Source organism: Citrobacter sp. Cpo061, from assembly GCF_030332845.1.
Classification (GTDB): domain Bacteria; phylum Pseudomonadota; class Gammaproteobacteria; order Enterobacterales; family Enterobacteriaceae; genus Citrobacter; species Citrobacter portucalensis.
On sequence record NZ_JAOWHB010000053.1, the window covers coordinates 97021 to 121346 of the forward strand.

Annotated in this window: 18 protein-coding genes; 4 read left to right on the forward strand and 14 right to left on the reverse strand. The window is 52.7% G+C overall.

The genetic code is table 11. The features are described from left to right. Positions 1-36 precede the first annotated feature (36 nt). The 3 genes from cysC to cysD are packed head-to-tail and all read right to left on the reverse strand — an operon-like array spanning position 37 to position 2987. Positions 37-642 carry an adenylyl-sulfate kinase gene (gene cysC, locus OGX97_RS19150; RefSeq protein WP_003034157.1) on the reverse strand — a complete coding sequence of 202 codons (606 nt, stop codon included), beginning with the start codon at positions 640-642 and terminating at the stop codon, positions 37-39. Then, a complete protein-coding gene (gene cysN / locus OGX97_RS19155; protein ID WP_008785677.1) occupies positions 642-2069 on the reverse strand; it encodes a sulfate adenylyltransferase subunit CysN in 1428 nt (475 codons plus the stop codon). Before cysN ends, cysC begins: the two co-directional genes overlap by 1 nt. 9 nt (positions 2070-2078) lie before the next feature. Further along, positions 2079-2987: a sulfate adenylyltransferase subunit CysD gene (gene cysD, locus OGX97_RS19160; protein ID WP_003034152.1), complete on the reverse strand. Its 909-nt coding sequence runs from the start codon at positions 2985-2987 to the stop codon at positions 2079-2081. A gap of 254 nt (positions 2988-3241) precedes the next feature. Here cysD and OGX97_RS19165 point away from each other — a divergent pair, with 254 nt between their 5' ends. Continuing rightward, on the forward strand, positions 3242-4285 hold the full coding sequence (locus OGX97_RS19165) for an aminopeptidase (RefSeq protein WP_032944823.1): 1044 nt from the start codon (positions 3242-3244) through the stop codon (positions 4283-4285). A gap of 45 nt (positions 4286-4330) precedes the next feature. Here OGX97_RS19165 and cysH read toward each other — a convergent pair whose 3' ends face one another. The 3 genes from cysH to cysJ all read right to left on the reverse strand — a co-directional run bounded on the left by cysH (position 4331) and on the right by cysJ (position 8660). Continuing rightward, positions 4331-5065 carry a phosphoadenosine phosphosulfate reductase gene (gene cysH, locus OGX97_RS19170; protein WP_060683316.1) on the reverse strand — a complete coding sequence of 245 codons (735 nt, stop codon included), beginning with the start codon at positions 5063-5065 and terminating at the stop codon, positions 4331-4333. A gap of 83 nt (positions 5066-5148) precedes the next feature. Beyond that, a complete protein-coding gene (gene cysI / locus OGX97_RS19175) occupies positions 5149-6861 on the reverse strand; it encodes an assimilatory sulfite reductase (NADPH) hemoprotein subunit (RefSeq protein WP_003034148.1) in 1713 nt (570 codons plus the stop codon). After that, entirely contained in the window at positions 6861-8660 is a 1800-nt protein-coding gene (gene cysJ / locus OGX97_RS19180; protein ID WP_279850838.1) for an NADPH-dependent assimilatory sulfite reductase flavoprotein subunit, read from the reverse strand. The genes cysI and cysJ overlap by 1 nt, the downstream gene beginning before the upstream one ends. A gap of 430 nt (positions 8661-9090) precedes the next feature. Between cysJ and queD the strand changes: the two genes are divergently transcribed. Continuing rightward, positions 9091-9453 carry a 6-carboxytetrahydropterin synthase QueD gene (gene queD / locus OGX97_RS19185; protein ID WP_003825707.1) on the forward strand — a complete coding sequence of 121 codons (363 nt, stop codon included), beginning with the start codon at positions 9091-9093 and terminating at the stop codon, positions 9451-9453. 91 nt (positions 9454-9544) lie between these two features. Here queD and queE read toward each other — a convergent pair whose 3' ends face one another. The 3 genes from queE to OGX97_RS19200 all read right to left on the reverse strand — a co-directional run bounded on the left by queE (position 9545) and on the right by OGX97_RS19200 (position 12533). Next, entirely contained in the window at positions 9545-10216 is a 672-nt protein-coding gene (queE, locus tag OGX97_RS19190; RefSeq protein WP_043017395.1) for a 7-carboxy-7-deazaguanine synthase QueE, read from the reverse strand. A gap of 71 nt (positions 10217-10287) precedes the next feature. After that, positions 10288-10977 carry an N-acetylmannosamine-6-phosphate 2-epimerase gene (locus OGX97_RS19195; protein WP_279850837.1) on the reverse strand — a complete coding sequence of 230 codons (690 nt, stop codon included), beginning with the start codon at positions 10975-10977 and terminating at the stop codon, positions 10288-10290. Beyond that, positions 10977-12533: a maltose/glucose-specific PTS transporter subunit IIC gene (locus OGX97_RS19200; RefSeq protein ID WP_286592713.1), complete on the reverse strand. Its 1557-nt coding sequence runs from the start codon at positions 12531-12533 to the stop codon at positions 10977-10979. The genes OGX97_RS19195 and OGX97_RS19200 overlap by 1 nt, the downstream gene beginning before the upstream one ends. A 165-nt stretch (positions 12534-12698) precedes the next feature. On the opposite strand from OGX97_RS19200, the gene OGX97_RS19205 reads away from it, so the two are divergent. After that, a complete protein-coding gene (locus tag OGX97_RS19205; protein WP_198801796.1) occupies positions 12699-13523 on the forward strand; it encodes a MurR/RpiR family transcriptional regulator in 825 nt (274 codons plus the stop codon). A gap of 55 nt (positions 13524-13578) precedes the next feature. On the opposite strand, the gene eno is transcribed toward OGX97_RS19205, so the two are convergent. From eno to rlmD, 5 genes are all read right to left on the reverse strand, one after another. Further along, the gene (eno, locus tag OGX97_RS19210; protein WP_003034129.1) at positions 13579-14877 is read right to left on the reverse strand and encodes a phosphopyruvate hydratase; all 1299 of its coding nucleotides are present in this window, start codon (positions 14875-14877) and stop codon (positions 13579-13581) included. Between the two features lie 87 nt (positions 14878-14964). Continuing rightward, the gene (pyrG, locus tag OGX97_RS19215; RefSeq protein WP_003034127.1) at positions 14965-16602 is read right to left on the reverse strand and encodes a glutamine hydrolyzing CTP synthase; all 1638 of its coding nucleotides are present in this window, start codon (positions 16600-16602) and stop codon (positions 14965-14967) included. A 350-nt stretch (positions 16603-16952) separates the two neighbouring features. Beyond that, positions 16953-17744 (reverse strand): nucleoside triphosphate pyrophosphohydrolase, encoded by a 792-nt coding sequence (gene mazG, locus OGX97_RS19220; RefSeq protein WP_003825693.1) that lies wholly within the window; start codon positions 17742-17744, stop codon positions 16953-16955. A gap of 130 nt (positions 17745-17874) precedes the next feature. Beyond that, the gene (gene relA / locus OGX97_RS19225; RefSeq protein ID WP_003825690.1) at positions 17875-20109 is read right to left on the reverse strand and encodes a GTP diphosphokinase; all 2235 of its coding nucleotides are present in this window, start codon (positions 20107-20109) and stop codon (positions 17875-17877) included. Between the two features lie 100 nt (positions 20110-20209). Next, the gene (rlmD, locus tag OGX97_RS19230; RefSeq protein ID WP_008785684.1) at positions 20210-21508 is read right to left on the reverse strand and encodes a 23S rRNA (uracil(1939)-C(5))-methyltransferase RlmD; all 1299 of its coding nucleotides are present in this window, start codon (positions 21506-21508) and stop codon (positions 20210-20212) included. Positions 21509-21565: 57 nt separating this feature from the next. Between rlmD and barA the strand changes: the two genes are divergently transcribed. Further along, positions 21566-24322 carry a two-component sensor histidine kinase BarA gene (gene barA / locus OGX97_RS19235; RefSeq protein ID WP_241176774.1) on the forward strand — a complete coding sequence of 919 codons (2757 nt, stop codon included), beginning with the start codon at positions 21566-21568 and terminating at the stop codon, positions 24320-24322. Positions 24323-24326: the final 4 nt, after the last annotated feature.

Genomic DNA, 24326 nt, shown 5'->3' on the forward strand with positions numbered 1-24326 from the left:
TGACCGTGACTGACCGGGCGTGCAAGCTCGGGTGTCTCAGGATCTGATAATATCTTCCTGCCTCAGCAGGTCTAATAATTGAGGAACCAAATTTGTTACCAATTGTTCACCATCAAGATGAATCTCTGGAGATTCAGGCGCTTCGTAAACCGAGTCAATTCCGGTGAAATTGCGCAACTCTCCCGCACGCGCTTTTTTATACAGCCCTTTTGGATCGCGAGCTTCGCACGTTGCTAATGGCGTATCGACAAAAACCTCAATAAAACGCCCTTCACCCACGCGCTCGCGAACCATTTTTCGCTCGGCGCGATGTGGAGAGATAAACGCAGTCAACACCACCAAGCCGGCGTCTACCATTAGGTTAGCCACTTCACCAACCCGACGAATATTCTCCTTACGATCGGCATCGCTAAACCCAAGATCGCTGCACAGACCGTGACGCACGTTATCGCCATCCAGCAGATAGGTGCTCACCCCTAGCTTATGCAGCGCCTCTTCCAGCGCCCCTGCTACCGTGGATTTACCGGAACCTGACAGCCCGGTAAACCACAGCACAACACCACGATGACCGTGGCGTTGTTCCCGCTGTTGCGGTGTAACAGGATGGGCATGCCAGACGACGTTTTCGTCATGCAGCGCCATTATTTTCCTCCCAGCAGATCGCGCGCACCCCAGTGTGGGAAGTGGCGACGCACCAGCGCATTAAGCTCCAGCTCAAACGCGCTGAACTGAGAAGCTGTGGCAAGCTCCTGGACGATTGGCTCACGCACCAGTCCCGCGCCAACGGTAACGTTAGTCAGGCGGTCAATGATAATCAGCCCGCCCGTAACCGGATTCTGCTGATAGGTATCCAGCACCAGCGGCTCATCAAAAGTCAGATTAACCAGACCGATGCCGTTCAGCGGCAGCGCTTCAACGTCACGTTGGGTCAGGTTGTTTATATCGACCTGATACTGCACGCTATCAACGCGTGCGCGGGTCTTCTTGCCCGCGACTTTTATGTCGTAGCTCTGCCCGGGCGACAACGGTTGTTCCGCCATCCACACCACATCAACTGCAGCGCTTTGTACTGTCGGCAGCGTTTCACCGGCATCAAGCAGCAGGTCGCCCCGGCTGATATCGATCTCATCTTTCAGCACCAGGGTGATCGCTTCACCCGCATGCGCTTCCTGTAAATCGCCATCAAAGGTTACGATTCGCGCCACGCTCGACTCCACGCCGGACGGCAACACTTTGACGCGCTGTCCAACCTTCACGCTACCGGAGGCCAGCGTTCCGGCATAACCACGGAAATCCAGATTCGGTCGGTTCACATACTGCACCGGGAAGCGCATCGGCTGAGTATCAACAATGCGCTGGATCTCAACGGTTTCCAGCACTTCCAGCAGCGTCGGACCGCTGTACCACGGCATACTGGCGCTTTGCGAAGCCACGTTATCGCCTTCCAGCGCAGAGAGTGGCACAAACCGGATATCCAGGTTGCCCGGCAGTTGTTCAGCAAAAGTAAGATAGTCTTCGCGGATGCGGTTAAATGTCTCTTCGCTAAAGTCCACCAGATCCATTTTGTTGATCGCCACCACCAGGTGTTTGATCCCAAGCAGCGTGGAGATAAAGCTATGACGACGAGTCTGATCCAGCACGCCTTTACGCGCATCGATCAGTAGGATCGCCAGGTCGCAGGTCGACGCACCGGTCGCCATGTTACGGGTGTACTGCTCATGCCCGGGAGTGTCCGCAATAATAAATTTACGCTTCTCGGTAGAGAAATAACGATACGCCACGTCGATGGTGATGCCCTGCTCGCGCTCGGCCTGCAAGCCGTCAACCAATAACGCCAGATCAAGCTTTTCGCCCTGAGTGCCGTGACGTTTACTGTCATTGTGCAGCGATGAAAGCTGGTCTTCATAAATCTGACGCGTGTCGTGCAGCAGGCGGCCAATCAGGGTACTTTTCCCATCATCCACGCTACCGCAGGTTAAAAAGCGCAGCAGACTTTTGTGTTGCTGGGCAACCATCCAGGCTTCAACGCCGCCTTCATTAGCAATTTGTTGTGCAAGTGTCGTATTCATGGCGGCTCCTTAGAAATACCCCTGACGTTTCTTCAGCTCCATGGAGCCCGCCTGGTCGCGGTCAATCACGCGGCCCTGACGTTCACTGGTGGTTGAAACCAGCATCTCTTCGATGATTTCCGGTAGCGTCTGCGCATTCGACTCCACCGCGCCTGTCAGCGGCCAGCAACCGAGCGTACGGAAACGCACCATGCGTTTTTTAATCACTTCACCAGGTTGCAGATCGATTCTGTCGTCATCAATCATCATCAGCATGCCGTCGCGTTCCAGCACCGGACGCTCCGCCGCCAGATACAGCGGCACGATGTCGATATTTTCCAGCCAGATGTACTGCCAGATATCCTGTTCAGTCCAGTTAGAGAGCGGGAAGACGCGAATGCTTTCGCCTTTGTTAATCTGCCCGTTGTAGTTGTGCCACAGCTCCGGGCGCTGATTTTTAGGATCCCAGCGATGAAAACGATCGCGGAAAGAGTAAATACGCTCTTTGGCACGCGATTTCTCTTCGTCACGACGAGCACCGCCAAACGCGGCATCAAAACCGTATTTATTCAGTGCCTGCTTCAGCCCTTCAGTTTTCATAATGTCGGTATGCTTGGCGCTACCGTGGACAAACGGGTTGATGCCCATCGCCACCCCTTCCGGGTTTTTATGCACCAGCAGTTCGCAGCCGTAGGCTTTCGCCGTGCGGTCACGAAACTCGTACATTTCGCTGAATTTCCAGCCGGTATCAACGTGCAGCAATGGGAACGGCAGCGTGCCCGGATAAAACGCTTTACGCGCCAGATGCAGCATTACGCTGGAATCTTTGCCGATGGAATACATCATCACCGGATTAGAAAACTCGGCGGCCACCTCACGAATGATATGGATGCTTTCCGCTTCCAGTTGCCGCAGGTGGGTAAGTCGTTTTTGATCCATAACCGTTCCTATGTAATGCCGTTATTTTGCTAACGATGCTCAGATAACCTGACTATAGGGAGGGCAAGGGGGCGAATGAAATTACGAATTGGAATGAGTAGTTCCTCAAAGGAATAACGATCCGGAAAAGCAAATATCAAAAAGTGCTTAAGCTACCGGAATTCGGGCATTTAGGAGCAAATGAAATTGTTTTACCTCGATCACGGTTTCATACTAGCGGCTGAAAATTTCTGCTTGGTATTTAAGGACTCATCATGTTTCTCGCATTGCGCCACCTTCTTGCAGCCATGGCGCTCGGCGCGTGCTTCATCCTTCCCGCACAGGCAACATCTTCGAAGCCCGGAGATATCGCAAATACCCAGGCTCGATATATCGCAACGTTTTTCCCAGGCCGCGTGACGGGATCTCCGGCAGAAATGTTGTCTGCTGATTATATACGTCAACAATTTCAGCAGATGGGTTATAGCAGCGATATTCGGACGTTTAATAGCCGTTATGTTTATACCGCCAAAGATAACCGTAAAAACTGGCATAACGTAACGGGAAGCACCGTTATTGCTGCACATGAAGGCAAAGCGCCGCAACAGATTATTATTATGGCGCACCTCGACACCTACGCCGCACAAAGCGACGCCGATTCCGATGCCAATCTGGGTGGATTAACCCTGCAAGGTATCGATGACAACGCTGCAGGTGTTGGCGTAATGCTGGAACTGGCGGAAAAACTCAAAAACGTGCCGACACAGTACGGTATTCGATTTATCGCCACCAGCGGCGAGGAAGAAGGCAAACTGGGCGCGGAGAACATCCTGAAGCGAATGAGCGCCGCCGAGAAGAAAAACACGCTGCTGGTTATCAACCTCGATAACCTGATCGTCGGCGATAAGCTCTATTTCAATAGCGGTAAGAAAACCCCGGAAGCGGTGCGAAAACTGACGCGCGACCGGGCACTGGCTATCGCGCACAGCCGCGGTATCGTTGCCAGCACCAATCCAGGTCTGAACAAAGACTATCCGAAAGGCACTGGATGTTGTAACGATGCAGAGGTCTTCGACAACGCGGGGATTGCCGTTCTTTCAGTTGAAGCGACCAACTGGAACCTGGGCAAGAAAGATGGCTATCAGCAGCGCGCCAAAAGCGCCTCTTTCCCGGCAGGCAACAGCTGGCACGATGTGCGACTGGATAACCAACAGCATATCGATAAAGCGTTACCAGGCCGGATAGAGCACCGTAGCCGCGACGTGGTACGCATTATGCTGCCGCTGGTAAAGGAACTGGCAAAAGCGGGTAAATCCTGAAGAAGTGGTCCGGTAGGATGTAAATCTTACCGGACCACTTTCCTGTTACCCTTCGTGCAGTCCGCACTCACGCTTCAATCCGAAGAAACGCGTCTCTTCTTCCGCCATACCCGGCTCCCATTTGCGGGTGGTGTGGGTATCACCTACCGACAGATAGCCCTGATCCCACAACGGATGGTATTTCAAACCGTATTTTTGCAGATACTGGTAAACCGTACGGTTATCCCAGTCGATGATTGGGAGAACTTTAAACACGCCGCGCTGGATAGCCAGCACTGGCAAATGCGCACGACTGCCCGATTGCTCTCGACGCAGACCGGCAAACCAGGTTTGCGCGTTCAGCTCCTGCAGCGCCCGGTTCATCGGCTCGACTTTGTTGATGTCATTGTATTTTTCAATGCCCTCAACGCCCTGCTCCCACAGTTTGCCGTAGCGCGCTTCCTGCCAGGCCGCACTTTCCTTTGCCCGGTAGACTTGCAGATTAAGCTTAAGCTTGTCCGTTAACTCATCAATAAACTGATAGGTTTCCGGGAACAGGTAGCCAGTATCGGTGAGGATCACCGGGATATCCGGGCGAACCTGATTTACCAGATGCAGGCTCACTGCCGCCTGGATACCAAAACTTGATGACAGTACATATTCACCAGGCAGGTTTTCCAGCGCCCACGCTACGCGATCCTCGGCGCTCAATTTTTCCAGTTGGTCGTTGGTTTGTGCCAACGCCATAACGCGTTCAACTTTCGGCAGTTCGTTCAACGCGTTGAGATCGAGTTTGGACATAAGTTCCTCACTGTTTGCCTTGCCTGATGGCGCTGCGCTTATCAGGCCTACCGATTCAGCAGACCCGATAAGTCAATTTCACATTATTCCCAGAAATCCCGTGCGGGATCGAGCACCGGGCGAATAATGCCCGCACGCACCGTAAAGTCACCGAAGCCTTCACCCGCTTCGCGCTCTTTCGCCCAGCGCCCAATCAGTTCATCCAGCGATGCCAGAATTTCCGGCTCGGTGATGTTCTCTTTAAACATCCGGGGAATACGGGTTCCGATACGGTTGCCCCCTAAATGGAGGTTGTAACGCCCAGGAGCTTTACCCACCAGACCAACTTCCGCCAGCATCGCACGACCACAACCGTTCGGGCAGCCGGTCACACGCATGACAATGTTTTCATCACTCAGGCTGTGCTTCGCCATCAGCGTGTCGATGTTGTCGATAAACGTTGGCAGGAAGCGCTCAGCTTCCGCCATCGCCAGCGGACAGGTCGGGAACGAGACGCAGGCCATCGAGTTTTCACGCTGCGGAGTGACCGCGTTCATTAAGCCACTCTTCTGCGCAATCTTCTCGATCTTCGCCTTTTCACTCTCAGGAACACCGGCAATGATCAGGTTCTGGTTCGCGGTAATGCGGAACTCACCTTTGTGGATCTTCGCGATCTCAAGCAGACCGGTTTTCAGCGGTCGGCCCGGATAATCGAGGATTCGTCCGTTTTCAATAAACAACGTCAGATGCCATTTATTGTCGATCCCTTTCACCCAGCCGATACGATCGCCGCGACCGGTGAACTCGTACGGACGGATCGGCTCAAATTTGATCCCCGCCCGGCGCTCAACTTCAGCTTTAAAGGTCTCAACGCCTACGCGTTCCAGCGTGTATTTGGTTTTCGCGTTTTTACGATCGGTACGGTTACCCCAGTCACGCTGCGTGGTCACCACAGCCTCCGCCACGGCCAGCGTATGCTCAAGCGGCAGATAACCAAACTCGCTTGCCGTACGGGCATAGGTTTTCTTGTTGCCGTGCTCAATCGATAAACCACCGCCCACCAGCAGGTTAAAGCCCACCAGCTTGCCGTTTTCCGCAATCGCCACGAAGTTCATGTCGTTGGCGTGCAGATCGATGTCGTTCTGCGGTGGGATCACGACCGTGGTTTTAAACTTACGCGGCAGATAGGTTTGACCGAGGATCGGCTCTTCGTCGGTAGTCGCGACTTTTTCCTGATCCAGCCAGATCTCTGCATAGGCGCGGGTGCGCGGCAGCAGATGTTCGGAGATCTTTTTCGCCCACTCGTAGGCTTCCGCGTGCAGCTCAGATTCATACGGGTTGGAGGTGCACAGCACGTTACGGTTCATGTCGTTGGCTGTCGCCAGCGCGTCCAGGCCGACGGAGTGCAGCATCTGGTGTACCGGCTTAACGTTCTTCTTCAGAATGCCGTGAAACTGGAAGGTCTGACGGTTGGTCAGACGAATGCTGCCGTAAATGGTGTTGTCATGGGCGAACTTATCGATCGCCTGCCACTGTTTGGTGGTGATCACCCCACCTGGCAGACGACAGCGCAGCAGCATCGCGTGACGCGGCTCCAGCTTTTGCTCGGCACGTTCGGCGCGGATATCGCGGTCGTCCTGCTGGTACATACCGTGAAAACGGATCAGCAGGAAGTTGTCGCCTTTAAACCCGCCGGTCAGGCCGTCGTTTAAATCTTCGGCAATGGTACCGCGCAGATAGTTGCTTTCCAGCTTCATACGCTCAGCGTCGGACAGTTTGCCTTCGACCACCAATGGTCCTGGATGTTTTTCGCTCATTAGTAGACATCTCGCTGATAACGGCGCTCAATGCGCAGCTCACTTAAAAATTCATCCGCCGCTTCGATATCCATACCACCGAATTCGGCAATCACTTCCAACAACGCCTGCTCAACGTCTTTCGCCATGCGATTGGCGTCGCCACAGACATAAATGTGCGCACCGTCGTTAATCCAGCGCCACAGTTCCGCGCCCTGTTGGCGCAGTTTATCTTGTACGTAGACTTTTTCTTTTTGATCGCGGGACCAGGCGAGATCGATACGGCTCAGTACGCCCTCTTTGACGTAACGCTGCCATTCCACCTGATACAGGAAATCTTCGGTAAAGTGTGGGTTACCAAAAAACAGCCAGTTTTTGCCTTCGGCTCCGTCAGCCGCACGTTGCTGCATGAACGCACGGAACGGCGCAATCCCCGTACCCGGTCCAATCATAATTACCGGCGTCTGCGGGTTCGCTGGCAGACGGAAGTTGTCGTTGTGTTCAATGAACACGCGAACTTCACCTTCTTCTTCCACGCGGTCGGCGAGGAAACTGGAAGCACCACCAGCACGGGCGCGACCTTCTATCTCATAACGCACCACGCCCACGGTGACGTGCACTTCGCTTTCCACTTCCGCCTGGGAAGAAGCAATGGAGTACAAACGCGGCGTCAGCGGACGCAGAAGATCAACTAACGCCTGAGCATCCAGTTGCGCTGGAGAGAAGCGCACCATATCGACGATGGGCGTGGTTGCGGCGTAATGCTGCAACTGTGCTTTGTCACCGACTAACGGCAGCAAAGTTTCGCTGCGGGTTAAGGTGGCATAGTTCTCTACGATATTGCCGGTGTTAACCGTCAGCTCGAAATGCCACTGCAACGCTTCAGCGAGCGACAGGGTTTTGCCGTCAACCGTGACCGGCTCATCACCTTTCAGCCACAACAGTTCCACCAGCTCTTTGACCAGAGCCGGGTCATTCTGATACCAGACGCCCAGCGCATCGCCCGGCTGATAACGCAGTCCGGAATCGCCTAAATCAATTTCAATATGGCGCACATCTTTTTCAGAGTCGCGGCCGGTAATTTTCTGATTCACCGCAAGGGACGCCGTCAGTGGCGCTTCTTTGGTGTATGGGCTGGTGTGTACTTCATTTACTGCACCGCTGGCGGCAACTTGCACAGACGGTGCCGCAGGCGCACGCGCTTTCAGGACATCAACCAGACGAGCACGCCACTGCGCGGCGTCGGCCTGGTATTCGACGTCGGCGTCGACGCGGTCGAGCAGACGTTCACCGCCCAGCTCAGCCAGTTTCGCATCGAAGTCTTTTCCTGCCTGGCAGAAAAACTCATAAGAGGTATCGCCAAGACCGAACACGGCAAAAGCGGTGTTATCAAGTTTCGGCGCTTTTTTCGAGAACAAGAATTTATGCAACGCCACGGCTTCTTCCGCCGGTTCACCTTCCCCTTGCGTCGACGCCACCACGATCAGCAGTTTTTCATTGGCGATTTGTTTGAATTTATAGTCGCCAGCGTTGATGAGAGTGACGTTGAGCTTCGCGGCGATCAGATCATCGCGCAGGGCTTCCGCCACACGTCGCGCATTACCGGTTTGCGAGGCGGAGATAAGCGTAATGCCAGGCATTTCAGCGACAGGCGCAGGCGCCACCGCGTTGCTGCCAGGCTGCTGATTCAGCACGCCCCAAAAATAGCCAGAAACCCACGCAAGCTGTGCGGGAGTGAAATCGGTCGTGGCCGCCTGAAGGCGTGCCAGTTGCTCCGGGTTTAGCGGTAGCAAAGCGGAAGGTGGGGCCTGTGTCGTCATGCGTTGTCATGTTCCAGTAAGCAAAGCGGATTTCAGCAATAAAACCCAAACTGAAGATAAGGTTAACGGCGGGGATAGTAACAATTAAAGAAGGGATGGAAATAACAAATAACCAAATGGACTAACCTGTTTTAGTTATAGTTATTAACTGCAAAACAGATTATATAAGCATTTGATATATAAATAATTAACTAATATTGATCGTATGAATACGTAGCTTTAGTACTGAGCATCCTTTTATACACTAAATAATTTAAGATGCATCGAGGCGGCAACTGAGCAAGTCCCCAGGAGCTTACATGAGTAAGTGACTGGGGCGAGCAAAGGCAGCCAACAAAGAAGCAGCTTAAAGAATGACGTGTATAAATAATGATAAAATTTGCTCTTTACGGTACCCTACCGCGGTTTTTCGCATTCTTGAGAGTAAAAAATGTCCACCACCTTGTTTAAAGATTTCACCTTCGAAGCCGCTCACCACCTGCCGCATGTACCGGAAGGGCATAAGTGTGGCCGCCTGCATGGTCACTCATTTATGGTGCGTCTTGAAATTACCGGTGAAGTCGATCCGCATACCGGTTGGATCATGGATTTTGCTGAGTTAAAAGCCGCGTTTAAGCCGACTTACGACAGACTCGATCACTACTATTTGAACGATATTCCTGGCTTAGAAAATCCAACCAGCGAAGTGCTGGCCAAATGGATTTGGGATCAGGTTAAACCTGTGGTCCCTCTGCTGAGTGCCGTAATGGTGAAAGAGACCTGCACAGCGGGCTGCGTATACCGCGGCGAGTGATTATAGGCTTGCCGGATGGCAATGCGTCTTATCCGGCCTGCAACGAGCAACAAACTCTGGCCGGGTAAGCAAAACGCTCCCGGCACAGTTATCAGGCAATATTCAGATACTTATGGGTCTGCATCGACAGACGCCAGTTTCGCGCAATACAGGTATCAATGCACAAACGCGTCGCATCCTCTTTCTGGCTGATTGGCTGTAAGGCGATGATTCGCGGTTTGTCGTCACTCAACGTCGCCAGCAGTTCATCCAGCGCTTCAATATCGCGGACACGGCCAACCGGATGCTTGATTTCATTCGCGCGCTCCAGCGCCTGCGACAGCACATCATAACCACCGCGCATATTCACCTTCGGCGATACGGTTACCCAGGTATTCGGCGTACAGCGTACTTCGTGCGTGCCGCTGGTCTCAATCTGGCAGCTAAAGCCGTTCTTTTCCAGCAGGTCAGTCAGCGGCATCAGGTCATGAATGCAGGGCTCGCCACCGGTGATCACCACGTGACGGGCGGTATAGCCCTGACGCAAAATGACCGCCAGCAGATCTTCGCTGCTCGCCGCGCCCCATTTATCGCTCTCTTTAGTCTTGGCCAGGATGCTGTACAGGGAGACTTCCCGATCCTCAAGCTTATCCCAGGTGTGTTTGGTATCGCACCAGGCACAGCCAACCGGGCATCCCTGTAAACGAATAAAAATGGCGGGGACGCCGGTAAAGTAACCCTCACCTTGCAGGGTCTGGAACATCTCGTTAATCGGGTACTGCATAGCGCTCTCAATATGGGGATAAACGATAATTATCGCAGATCCCCGCCAAAGTATCATGCCCCATCGATGCTTTACGAGGCGATCGCTGCGACAAAGCGTGCCGTTATCTGCTGCGGACGCGTGATAGCCCCACCAACCACCACGGTATGGGCGCCTAATGCCAGGCATCGTGCAGCACGTTCAGGGGTATCAACGTTCCCTTCCGCCACAACCGGTACGCTAACCGCAGCCAACACATCACGTAAAAAACCGCAGTCGTTTTCCGCCAGCACATGCCCGGCAGTATCAGCGGTATAGCCGTAGAGCGTAGTGCCCACACAGTCAAAGCCCAGGCGCTCGGCGGTCACCGCTTCGTCTACGGTGGCAATATCCGCCATCAGCAGTACGGACGGATAGCGAGCGCGGATCTGCGTAACCAGTTCTTCCAGCGTTTGCCCACCGGGGCGCGGGCGCGCTGTCGCATCCAGAGCAATAATTTCCGGCTCAACGGTCATCAGTTCATCGACTTCCTGTAAAGTGGCCGTGATAAACACATCGCTATCCGGATAATCACGCTTGATAATCCCAATCACCGGTAGAGAGACGCTCTCTTTGATCGCGCGAATGTCCACCACGCTGTTTGCACGAATACCTACCGCACCGCCCTGCGCTGCCGCCAGCGCCATACGTGACATAATAAACGAGCTGTGCAGAGGCTCATTTTCCAGCGCCTGACAGGAGACGATTAATTTACCTTTCAGGGAATCCAGTACAGTTTTCATTACGATAAGATCTCTTCGACTTCGTTTTTAATGATGGTGACATGCGGGCCATAAATCACCTGAACCCCGTTGCCGCGAATAATTACGCCACGGGCTCCGGTCGCTTTCAGCGCCGCTTCATCGACCTTGCTGCTCTCTTTCACCGTCACGCGCAGGCGTGTGGCGCAACAATCCACCTCTTCCAGATTCTCTTTGCCTCCCAGCCCGGCGATCACTGCCGCTGCTCGCTCACTCTGCGGCAGGCCGGATTCAGTCGGCGCTGCGTTTTCACGACCTGGTGTCAACCAGTTAAAGCGGTTAATCAAATAGCGGAAGGTGAAGTAGTAAAGGAAGAACCACGGGATCCCCACCATGGGGACGTACATCCAGTTGGTTTTAGCTTCCCCCTGTAGCACGCCGAAAAGGAGGAAATCGATAAGCCCACCCGAAAAGGTTTGCCCGATGGTGATATGTAAAATATGCGCCATCATAAACGCCAGCCCATCGAAGAAGGCGTGAATGACGTATAACACGGGTGCGACAAACAGGAAGGAGAACTCGATAGGCTCAGTGATGCCTGTCAGGAAAGAGGTCAGGGCCGCTGACAACAGCAGACCAGCGACAAGTTTTCTGTTCTCAGGCTTGGCGGTGTGGTACATCGCCAGACATGCGCCAAGCAGGCCAAACATCATGGTGATGAAGCGCCCGGACATAAAGCGCGAGGTGCCCGCATAGAACTGCTGCGTATTCGGATCGGCAAGTTGCGCGAAGAAAATACGCTGCGTACCTTCAACTAACTGGCCGTTGACGATTTCACTACCGCCAAGCGCTGTCGTCCAGAACGGCAAATAAAAGATATGGTGTAAACCCAATGGGCCAAGCATACGCAGGATGAAGCCGTACAACAGCGTCCCCAGATAGCCTGTCGCATCCACCAGACCACCCAGTCCAAAAATGAGTTTCTGGAAATGCGGCCAAACCACCGTCATGACCGCACCCACGACAATCGCGGCAAGGGAGCTAATAATCGGTACAAAGCGCGAACCGCTGAAGAAACCAAGGAACTGAGGTAATGAGACTTTATTGAAACGGCTATGCAGCGCGCAGGTGACAAGCCCAATCACTACCCCACCGAACACACCCGTTTCCAGCGTCTGAATACCCAGCGTCATCCCCTGGCCTACGGCACCGGGATTCTCGTGTGCCAGCGTTTCGTTGAGCGTCAATAAAGCGTTGATGGTGGCGTTCATCACCAGAAATGCCAGCAATGCCGCAAGCCCGGCGGTGCCTTTATCCGTTTTCGCCAGTCCTACTGCGACACCCACCGCAAAGAGCACCGACAGGTTGGCAAACACAATAGAACCTGCGCTGGTCATGATCGTGAAGATTGCCTGTAACCAGTCAACGTCCAAAAACGGATAAGCAGTCAATGTGTTTGGATTCGACAGCGCGCCGCCAATCCCTAACAACAGCCCCGCAGCGGGCAGTACCGCAATCGGCAGCATGAACGATTTGCCGAACCGCTGTGCCTTTTCGAACCATGCGCCCGATGAAGCGCCGCTAAACATTTGCATCATTTTTTCATCTCCCCGATTAATGATGAAAATTTTTACCACATTTAATATTTAAAATGAAAATTATCATCAAAATCCAGGAAGCCGATCATACTTTTTTAAAATGACTGGCATCTCTCCCCTGCTTTCCGCCACACTATCAACAGAGAAACGCATTAAGGATTTTGCATGTCAGAAAATGAAAACCTGCTGCTGAGATTGCGCCAGGGCGTTGACGGATATAGCCGAACACAGCAGAAGCTGGGAGAGTTTGTGCTCAGCGATCCGGCAAAAGTTGTCTACCTGACGATTACCGAACTGGCGCGTGAAAGCGACACCAGCGAGGCGAGCGTCACACGTCTGTGCCGCGCACTAGGGTGTAAGGGTTATAACGAATTCAAAATGGCGCTGGCACTCGATCTCCAGCAAGGACAGCCGGTAGAGCACAGCGGAGATGAGATTGACAATGTGGTCAATGAATCCGTACAAGCGCTGCAGGACACAGCAAAATTACTCGACAGGACATTACTGGAATCCGCCGCTTTGGCGCTGCATCAGGCCCAGTCGGTACAGATTTATGGCGTAGCGGCCAGCGCTATTCTGGGTGAGTATTTACATTACAAACTCCTGCGCCTCGGCAAACCTGCACAATTGTTCAGTGACATGCATCGTGCAGCCATGAACGCCGCAACGCTTAACAAAGACACGCTGGTGGTAGCGATTTCCAGTTCAGGTTCGACGCGCGATCTACTGCATGTCGTTAAACTGGCGCGTAAGCAAGGCGTGCGCGTACTGGCGTTAAGTAATACGCCGCGCAGCCCGTTGGCTTCGCTGAGTGATATTCAACTGGTCGCAGCCAAACCAGAAGGTCCGTTGAGTGCTGGCGCGCTAAACGCCAAGGTGGGAGTGATGCTGTTGGTAGAACTACTGACTACGTCGCTGATTGCGCTGGATGAAAAGTACGGTGATGTGAGCCAGCAAACCGCCAGCGCGACCCTTCCTCTACTGCTTTAAGAGCATAAAAAAACCCGCCGCAGCGGGTTTTTACGTTAAGAGTTAAAGAACAGGATTACGCCTGACCTTTGATCTCTTTACGACCGTTGTACGGTGCTTGTTCACCCAGAGCTTCTTCGATACGAATCAGCTGGTTGTACTTAGCAACGCGGTCAGAACGGCTCATAGAACCAGTTTTGATCTGGCCTGCAGCGGTACCAACAGCCAGGTCAGCGATGGTAGCGTCTTCAGTTTCGCCAGAACGGTGAGAGATGACAGCGGTGTAGCCAGCGTCTTTCGCCATTTTGATCGCAGCCAGAGTTTCGGTCAGAGAACCGATCTGGTTGAATTTGATCAGGATGGAGTTAACGATGCCTTTTTCGATGCCTTCTTTCAGGATCTTGGTGTTAGTTACGAACAGATCGTCACCAACCAGCTGGATTTTGTCGCCCAGTACTTTAGTCTGGTATGCGAAACCGTCCCAGTCAGACTCGTCCAGACCATCTTCGATGGACACGATCGGGTACTGTTTGGTCAGTTCTTCCAGGAAGTGAGTGAATTCTTCGGAGGTGAATGCTTTGTTGCCTTCGCCAGCCAGAACGTATTTACCGTCTTTGTAGAATTCAGAAGCTGCACAGTCCATCGCCAGGGTGATGTCTTTGCCCAGCTCGTAGCCAGCTGCTTTAACCGCTTCAGCGATTACAGCCAGAGCTTCAGCGTTGGAACCCAGGTTCGGCGCGTAGCCACCTTCGTCACCAACTGCAGTGTTCATACCTTTAGCTTTCAGAACTTTAGCCAGGTTGTGGAACACTTCAGAACCCATACGAACGGCTTCTTTCAGAGTCTTAGCGCCAACCGGCTGAATCATGAATTCCTGAATGTCGACGTTGTTGTCAGCGTGCTCACCACCGTTGATGATGTTCATCATCGGAACCGGCATGGAGTATTTACCCGGAGTACCGTTCAGTTCAGCGATGTGTGCATACAGCGGCAGGCCTTTTGCAGCTGCTGCTGCTTTGGCGTTCGCCAGGGACACAGCCAAGATGGCGTTTGCACCGAAGTTGGATTTGTTTTCAGTACCGTCCAGATCGATCATGATCTTGTCGATGCCAGCCTGATCTTTAGCATCTTTACCCAGCAGAGCCTGAGCAATTGGGCCGTTAACAGCTGCAACAGCTTTCAGTACGCCTTTACCCATGAAACGGGATTTGTCGCCATCGCGCAGTTCCAGTGCTTCGCGGGAACCAGTAGAAGCACCTGACGGAGCTGCTGCCATACCAACGAAACCACCTTCCAGGTGTACTTCGGCTTCAACAGTCGGGTTACCACGGGAGTCGATGATTTCACGACCGATGATTTTAACGATTTTGGACATTAGATTTTCCTCAGTACAAGTTAAACTAAAACTCCAGACAAACAATGCACCCTAATGGGTGCATTGCCGTTCTAACTTATTTACTTCTTACTTCGCCTGACGCTTCTGATGTTCACTGGCGGCTTTCACAAAGCCGGCAAACAGCGGGTGCCCATCACGTGGCGTGGAAGTAAATTCCGGGTGGAACTGACAGGCCACGAACCACGGATGATTCGGTACCTCAATGATCTCGACCAACTGATCATCACCGGAACGGCCTGCAATACGCAGACCCGCAGCTTCAATCTGTTTCAACAGCATATTGTTGACTTCGTAACGGTGGCGATGGCGTTCAACAATTGTCGGCGCGCCGTACAGTTGACGAACCAGGCTATCGTCGCTCAACTGACACTGCTGCGCACCAAGGCGCATTGTGCCGCCCAGATCGCTCTTCTCGGTACGGACTTCGACGTTGCCGTCTTCATCGCGCCATTCGGTAATCAGGGCCACCACCGGGTACTTACAGTCTGGCACAAATTCCGTGGAGTTGGCGTTATCCATACCCACTACGTTACGTGCAAACTCAATCAACGCAACCTGCATACCCAGGCAAATGCCCAGATAAGGAATATTGTTCTCACGCGCAAAGCGCGCCGTCGCGATTTTACCTTCAACACCACGGTAGCCGAAGCCGCCTGGGATCAGGATTGCATCAAGACCTTTCAGGATCTCAACGCCACGCGTTTCGACATCTTGCGAATCGATCAGCTTGATGTTGACGGTGACACGATTCTTCAGACCACCGTGCTTCAGCGCTTCGATAACTGACTTATAGGCATCCGGCAGTTCAATGTACTTGCCGACCATACCGATAGTCACTTCGCCTGCCGGATTCGCTTCTTCGTAGATAACCTGTTCCCATTCTGACAGATTAGCTTCCGGACAGTTCAAGCTGAATCGTTTACAAATATAATCGTCAAGGCCCTGAGATTTCAACAGGCCCGGGATTTTATAGATGGAATCGACATCTTTCAGAGAAATCACCGCTTTTTCCGGAACGTTACAGAACAATGCAATTTTTGCACGTTCATTAGCCGGAACTGCGCGATCGGAGCGGCAAATCAGGATATCTGGCTGAATACCGATAGAAAGCAGCTCTTTTACAGAGTGCTGAGTCGGTTTAGTTTTGACTTCACCAGCCGCCGCCATGTACGGAACCAGCGTCAGATGCATAAACAGCGTGTGCTCACGGCCAATTTCTACGGCCATCTGACGAATCGCTTCAAGGAACGGCAGAGATTCGATATCCCCAACGGTTCCGCCGATTTCGACCAGAACAACATCATGACCTTCACCGCCTTCCAGAACGCGCTCTTTAATGGCATTCGTGATGTGCGGGATAACCTGAACTGTTGCGCCCAAGTAGTCGCCACGGCGCTCTTTACGCAGAACGTCGGAGTAGATACGACCCGTAGTGAAGTTGTTGCGGCGGCTCATTTTGGTACGAATGAAACGCTCATAGTGACCCAGGTCCAGGTCGGTTTCAGCGCCGTCTTCGGTAACGAACACTTCCCCGTGTTGGATTGGGCTCATAGTACCTGGATCGACGTTGATGTACGGATCCAGTTTCATCATGGTTACATTGAGGCCACGGGCTTCAAGAATGGCTGCCAGGGAGGCTGCGGCAATGCCTTTTCCCAGAGAGGATACGACCCCGCCGGTCACAAAAATATAGTTCGTTGTCATGCTGGACCTGAGAAGTTAGGGTGAAACGATGGAATTACCAAGACGGGAAAGTAGTATACCCGAACATGACGAGCGCCACAAACTTTCATTATCCCCTCTCCTTCGTTCTTCAAGCCGCACCGGTGTTGACTTCCTTCACTCACCCCAGTCACATAGCATTTCTATGTTCCTGGGGATTCTTTCAGTCGCCGCCTTGTTGCGACTCGAATAACTCGAAGAGGCAGTATACAAGGTGTTTCATCAACATAACGGGAAGAGAAAATAGCCTCTTTTGGGTAAATGTTTTTGACGTAAATCAAGCGCTTGTTATTTAAAAAATCACACAAATCGCCCTTGACCGACGAAATCCCTTAGAGATCAATTTCCTGCCGTTTTACCTGTTGCCAGACTTCTTCCATAGTTTCCAGATCAACACCAGTCATTTCCAAACCGCGCGAAGCCACAATTCGCTCAACTTCACGAAAACGCCGCTCAAACTTCTCGTTCGCTTTCTGCAATGCGGTCTCTGCTTTAGTGCCTAAATGCCGGGCCATATTAACCGTAGCAAACAGCAGATCGCCCATTTCCTCCTCCAGTTTAGCCTGGTCGACAACAGCCTGCTTAGCCTCAAACATGACTTCGTCGATCTCTTCGTAAACCTTGTCGACAACCGGTCCTAACGTTTTCCAGTCGAAGCCAACATTTGAGCAGCGTTTCTGGATTTTTTGGGCGCGCATTAATGCCGGTAAACTGCGGGGAATATCGTCGAGTGCGGAATGCTGTGCCTTCTGGGCGCGTTCTTCACTTTTGATTTTTTCCCAACGGGTCAAAACCTCAGTACTGTTACTGGCAGAAACATCAGCAAAAACATGTGGATGACGGCGTTCAAGTTTATCGCTTATCGCAGCACAAATATCATCGAAGTTGAAGCGCCCTTCTTCCTGCGCCATCTGGGCGTAAAACACCACCTGGAACAGCAGGTCGCCCAGCTCTCCGCGCAGGTCGTCAAAGTCTTCACGCGCAATCGCGTCCAGCACTTCATAGGTTTCTTCGAGGGTGTAAGGGGCAATAGTGGAGAATGTCTGCTCTTTGTCCCACGGACAGCCGTTTTCCGGGTCGCGCAGGCGCTGCATAATACCGAGCAGTCGGTCGATTTGATTCATTGGAATGTCCTGAAATTTCAATACAGTAGACCGGATAAGGCGATAGCCGACATCCGGCAACATAGCAATGCCTGATGGCAACGCTAACGCGTCTTATCAGGCCTACAAGGTTATCCGGCCTACAAAATCATTAATTACCGTGCAAGCGACGTGCGTCGATCACATCCGGTACCTGGTTCAGCTTGCCGAGCACGCGCCCGAGCACCTGCAGGTTATAAATTTCGATGGTCATATCGATGGTGGCCAGCTGTTGTTTGGTATCACTTCGGCTGGCAACTCCCAGCACGTTCACCTTCTCGTTGGCGAGAATAGTAGTGATATCACGTAACAAGCCGCTGCGATCGTTGGCCTGGACGCGAACCACCAGCGAATACCCTGCCGAGTAGCTTTCGCCCCAGACTGCATCAACAATACGTTCCGGCGCATGGGAGCGCAGCTCAGCCAGCTGTTCACAATCCGCCCGGTGCACGGAAATACCGCGTCCTTGGGTAATAAATCCGACAATCTCATCGCCCGGAATCGGCTGGCAGCAGCGAGCGATGTGGTGCATCAGGTTACCTACCCCTTCCACCACCACACGACCGTCGTCTTTACGACGGCTCTGCGGTGCCTGCGTTTTCTGCTGAAGCTGTTTCAGCGCGGCGGCATCCTGTTCGGCAGCGCTTGGCTTATTAAACTGCGCCTGCAGGAAGTTCACCATTTGGTTGAGGCGGATGTCTCCTCCGCCAATCGCCGCCAGCAACTCGTCCAGCTCATTGAAGCTGTAGCGCGGCAGCAGGTGTTTTTCCGCCTCTTTCAGGCTGATACCTAAATGCGCCAGCTCATCGTCGAGGATCTGGCGACCAGCAAGGATGTTTTTGTCGCGGTCCTGTTTACGGAACCAGGCGTGGATCTTCGAACGCCCACGACTGGTGGTTACGTAGCCAAGGTTAGGATTCAGCCAGTCGCGGCTTGGGTTTGGCTGTTTCTGGGTGATAATTTCAATTTGATCGCCCATCTGCAGCTGGTAGGTAAACGGTACGATGCGCCCACCAATTTTCGCGCCAATGCATCGATGCCCCACATCGCTATGAATGTGGTAAGCAAAATCGAGCGGCGTGGAGCCCGCAGGTAAGTCTACAACGTCCCCTTTTGGCGTAAAGACGTACACGCGGTCATCAAAGACCTGGCTACGGACTTCATCCAGCATTTCACCGGAATCCGCCATCTCTTCCTGCCAGGCAATCAGCTTACGCAGCCACGCAATGCGATCTTCATGACCAGAACGCGCCGCGCCTGAAGCGGTGCCCTCCTTGTACTTCCAGTGCGCCGCGACGCCCAGTTCGGCATCTTCGTGCATCTGTTTGGTACGGATCTGAATTTCGATGGTTTTCCCGCCCGGCCCCAGTACAACCGTATGGATTGACTGGTAGCCATTGGGTTTCGGATTAGCAACGTAATCATCGAACTCATCCGGCAGATGGCGATAGTGAGTATGTACTATCCCGAGTGCGGCATAGCAGTCCTGTAAACGCTCTGCCACGATACGCACTGCGCGTACATCGAACAGTTCATCGAAGGCTAATTGCTTTTTCTGCATTTTGCGCCAGATGCTGTAGATATGCTTCGGACGTCCATACACTTCGGCTTTGACGCCTTCCGTTTTCATCTCTGAGCGCAAATGACCGACGAACTCATCAATGTAATGTTCCCTGTCGATACGACGTTCATGCAGCAGCTTGGCTATGCGTTTGTATTCAGCCGGGTGCAGATAACGGAAGCAATAATCTTCCAGCTCCCATTTTAATTGCCCGATTCCCAAACGGTTGGCCAGCGGTGCATAGATATTGGTGCACTCTTTTGCCGCCAGAACGCGTTCATCTTCCGGCGCATCTTTCACTTCACGCAGATGGGCAATCCGCTCTGCCAGCTTGATGACCACACAGCGGAAGTCATCCACCATTGCCAGCAGCATGCGACGGACGTTATCGACCTGCTCGGAAGAAACTGAATCGGTATGCGTGGCTTTAAGCTGGCGTATTGCCGCCATATCACGCACACCGTGGATAAGATGAACAATGGATTTGCCCACGCTCTCGCGCAGGATGTCTTCACTGACCACGTTGGCATCAGCCAGAGGGAACAGCATTGCGGCACGCAGCGTGTCGATATCCATGCTCAACATAGAGAGAATTTCTACCATCTCCACGCCACGCCACAGCAGCAGATCCGCATCCGGATGCCCCTGTGTCTGCTGGAGGCAGTACGCCCAGGTTTCGGCTAAGCGTTCACACGACTGCTGGCTGGAGATCCCCAGACTCGCGATCCATTTCTTTGGATCAAACTCACCAGCTTTATTTATATGTGCACTTCTTACCGCAACCATTGTCCTCTCCTTAAGGGGCCAGGCCTGTCGAAGTCGACAAGCCCTACCCATTGTCTTTCATGCTGCATTACAACCCGAAATCCAATGGGTACAAAATTCATTACAAACGCTCAAACAGGACCATTGATTCCAGGTGTCCAGTGTGCGGAAACATATCGAGCATCGCCAGTCGCCGTATGGCGTATCCAGCGTTGAGCAAAGCATCGCTGTCACGAGCCAGCGTTGCTGGGTTACAGGATACATAAACAACGCGTATAGGTTCTAATTTTATAATATGTTGCATCACACCTGCAGCCCCCGCACGCGCAGGATCGAGCAATACTTTGTCAAATCCGTTTTTCGCCCACGGCTGTCGGGTAACATCTTCCTCAAGGTTTTCATGAAAGAATGTCACATTGTGTAATCCGTTATTCAGCGCGTTTTCTCGGCCTTTTTCCACCAACGCAGGAACACCTTCCACGCCAACCACGCTTGCTGCCCGAGTTGCCAGCGGTAGGGTAAAATTTCCCATTCCACAGAACAGATCGAGTACACGATCTTCAGGTTGCACATCGAGCCATTCCAGCGCACGGGCGACCATTTGTTGGTTTACCCCTTCATTGACCTGAATAAAATCGCGCGGGCTGAAGGTTAACCGTAGTCCATTTGAATCATACCAGGGCGATTCTTCTGATATTGATTCCAGTATCTCGCTTTGCGGGGCCAGAAACAAAGACAGCCCCTGAGAATGCGAAAAGCATTCCAGTTTTTCTTTATCCGCAGCACTCAATGGCGCCGTGTGGCGCAAAATCATCAGGGTTCCGCTTCCCGCCTGTACCAGCTCAACATGGCCTAGATGGCGTAACCCTTGCAGACTTTCCAGACACGCTCTGAGATGGGGCAATAACGCCTCAAGCTGGGGCACCAAAATAGGGCATTGTTTGACATCGATAATGTCGCTGGAACCGGATTTGCGAAACCCCATCTGCAATTTTTGTTCTTTTGGCCGATAGTTCAGACTCAAACGTGCGCGACGACGATAGCCCCACGGGGCATCAGCTATAACATCCGACACCTCACATTTCATTAAACGCGACAACGCCGCGCTTTTGCTACGCTGCTGCAATGAGATGCTGGCATGCTGCTGCTGGCAACCGCCGCACACGCCAAAATGCGGGCAACGTGGCACTTCACGCTGTGGGCTGTCGTTTAAACGTCGTTTTACTTGCGCGCGGGCAAACTGTTTTTTATCTTCGGTAATCACCACCTCGGCGCTTTCCTGGGGTAGCAATTCCGGTATAAACAACGCCTTTCCGTTATGGCGAGCGACGCCCTGACCAAAAGGATCGAGGTCATTGACGGTAACGGTTATGATCTGACGCGTCGTCACGCGTCGTTTTGCAGAGTAGAATTGCGCCATCGACGAGATATTTCTCTATTTAACAGTGTGACCCTAATTGTCCCATAACGGAACTCCATGACCAACTACAGCCTGCGCGCACGCATGATGATTCTGATCCTGGCCCCGACCGTCCTGATAGGTTTGTTGCTCAGTATCTTTTTTGTTGTGCATCGCTATAACGACTTGCAGCGTCAACTGGAAGATGCTGGTGCCAGCATCATTGAACCACTCGCGGTCTCCAGCGAATATGGCATGAACCTGCAAAACAGGGAATCCATCGGCCAGCTTATCAGCGTGCTGCATCGTCGCCATTCCGATATCGTGCGGGCAATTTCTGTTTATGACGAAAATAACCGACTGTTCGTCACCTCAAATTTTCATCTCGATCCGTCTGAAATGCAGTTGGCGACAGGTTCACCGTTTCCCCGGAAGCTGAGCGTCACCCGGCACGGGGATATCATGATCCTGCGAACCCCTATTATATCGGAAAGCTATTCACCGGATGAATCCGCCGTAAGCGACGCCAAAAACACCAAAAATATGCTGGGGTATGTGGCGCTTGAGCTGGACCTTAAGTCCGTACGATTGCAGCAGTACAAAGAGATCTTTATCTCCAGCGTAATGATGCTGTTTTGTATTGGTATTGCGTTAATTTTCGGCTGGCGTCTAATGCGCGACGTGACCGGCCCGATTCGCAATATGGTGAATACCGTTGACCGAATACGTAGAGGACAGCTCGACAGCCGCGTGGAAGGTTTCATGCTGGGCGAGCTGGATATGCTTAAAAATGGCATCAACTCGATGGCGATGTCGCTCGCTGCTTACCATGAAGAGATGCAGCACAACATCGATCAGGCCACCTCTGACCTGCGCGAAACGCTGGAGCAGATGGAAATCCAGAACGTCGAACTGGATCTGGCGAAGAAACGCGCCCAGGAAGCGGCACGTATTAAGTCTGAGTTTCTGGCAAACATGTCCCACGAGCTGCGAACACCGCTGAATGGCGTGATTGGCTTCACCCGTCTAACGCTAAAAACCGAGCTCAACACCACACAGCGCGATCACCTGAATACCATTGAACGCTCGGCTAACAATCTGCTGGCCATCATCAATGATGTACTCGACTTCTCCAAACTTGAGGCGGGCAAGCTGATTCTGGAAAGCATTCCGTTCCCGCTGCGCAGCACGCTGGATGACGTCGTTACGCTGTTAGCGCATTCATCCCATGATAAAGGGCTTGAGCTGACGCTGAATATTAAGAATGACGTACCGGACAACGTCATCGGTGACCCGCTGCGTTTACAGCAGGTGATCACCAATCTGGTCGGCAACGCCATCAAATTTACCGAAGGCGGCAACATCGACATTCTGGTCGAGAAGCGAGCCCTTAGTAACACGAAAGTGCAAATTGAAGTACAAATCCGCGATACCGGGATCGGTATTCCTGAGCGCGATCAATCCCGTCTGTTCCAGGCTTTCCGTCAGGCGGATGCCAGTATTTCCCGGCGTCATGGCGGAACCGGGCTAGGTCTGGTCATTACGCAAAAACTGGTCAACGAAATGGGTGGAGATATCTCCTTCCACAGCCAACCTAATCGGGGTTCCACGTTCTGGTTCCATATCAGCCTCGATCTCAACCCTAACGTGCTTATTGATCGTTCGACAACCCGATGCCTTGCCGGTAAACGACTGGCCTACGTCGAACCTAACGCCACCGCCGCACAATGCACGTTAGATATCTTGAGTGAAACACCGCTGGAGGTGATTTACAGCCCTTCGTTCTCCGGGTTGCCAGCGGAGCACTACGACATTCTGCTGCTCGGCATTCCGGTCACTTTGCGCGAACCACTCACCATGCAGCATGAGCGGCTGGCAAGCGCAGCAGCGATGACCGACTTCCTGTTGCTAGCCTTGCCTTGTCATGCACAAATTAACGCTGAGAAATTGAAACAGGGCGGCGCGGCGGCGTGTCTGTTGAAACCTCTCACCTCAACCCGCTTACTGCCTGCGCTGACAGAGTATTGTCAGCTAAACCACAGCGCGGATCCGCTGCTGTTAGATGAAAGCAAAATTGCGATGACTGTTATGGCGGTAGACGACAACCCGGCGAACCTCAAGCTGATTGGCGCATTGCTGGAAGATAAGGTCCAGCACGTCGTGCTTTGCGACAGCGGGCATCAGGCGGTGGATCGCGCCAGACAAATGCCGTTTGACCTGATCCTGATGGATATTCAGATGCCAGACATGGACGGTATTCGTGCCTGCGAACTGATCCACCAGCTTCCTCATCAACAGCAGACACCGGTCATTGCGGTCACCGCACACGCCATGGCCGGGCAGAAAGAGAAGCTTCTCAGCGCCGGGATGAACGATTACCTGGCGAAGCCTATCGAGGAAGATAAGCTGCATAATCTGCTGTTACGTTACAAACCGGGCGCAAGCACATCGATGCGGGCGCTCACCGCAGAACCTCTTGAGCCGGTCGTCAATCCGAACACGACGCTCGACTGGCAACTGGCATTAAGGCAAGCCGCGGGTAAGAACGATTTGGCACGGGATATGCTGCAAATGCTGATCGATTTTCTGCCTGAGGTGCGTAACAAAATCGAAGAGCAACTGGTCGGAGAGAACCCCGAAGGGCTGGTGGATATGATTCACAAGCTGCACGGCAGTTGCGGCTATAGTGGTGTCCCCCGCATGAAAAACCTGTGTCAGCTCATTGAACAACAGCTACGCAGTGGAACCAAAGAAGAAGAGCTGGAACCTGAATTTTTAGAGCTTCTGGATGAAATGGACAACGTTGCGCGCGAAGCGAAACGGATATTGGGGTGATATT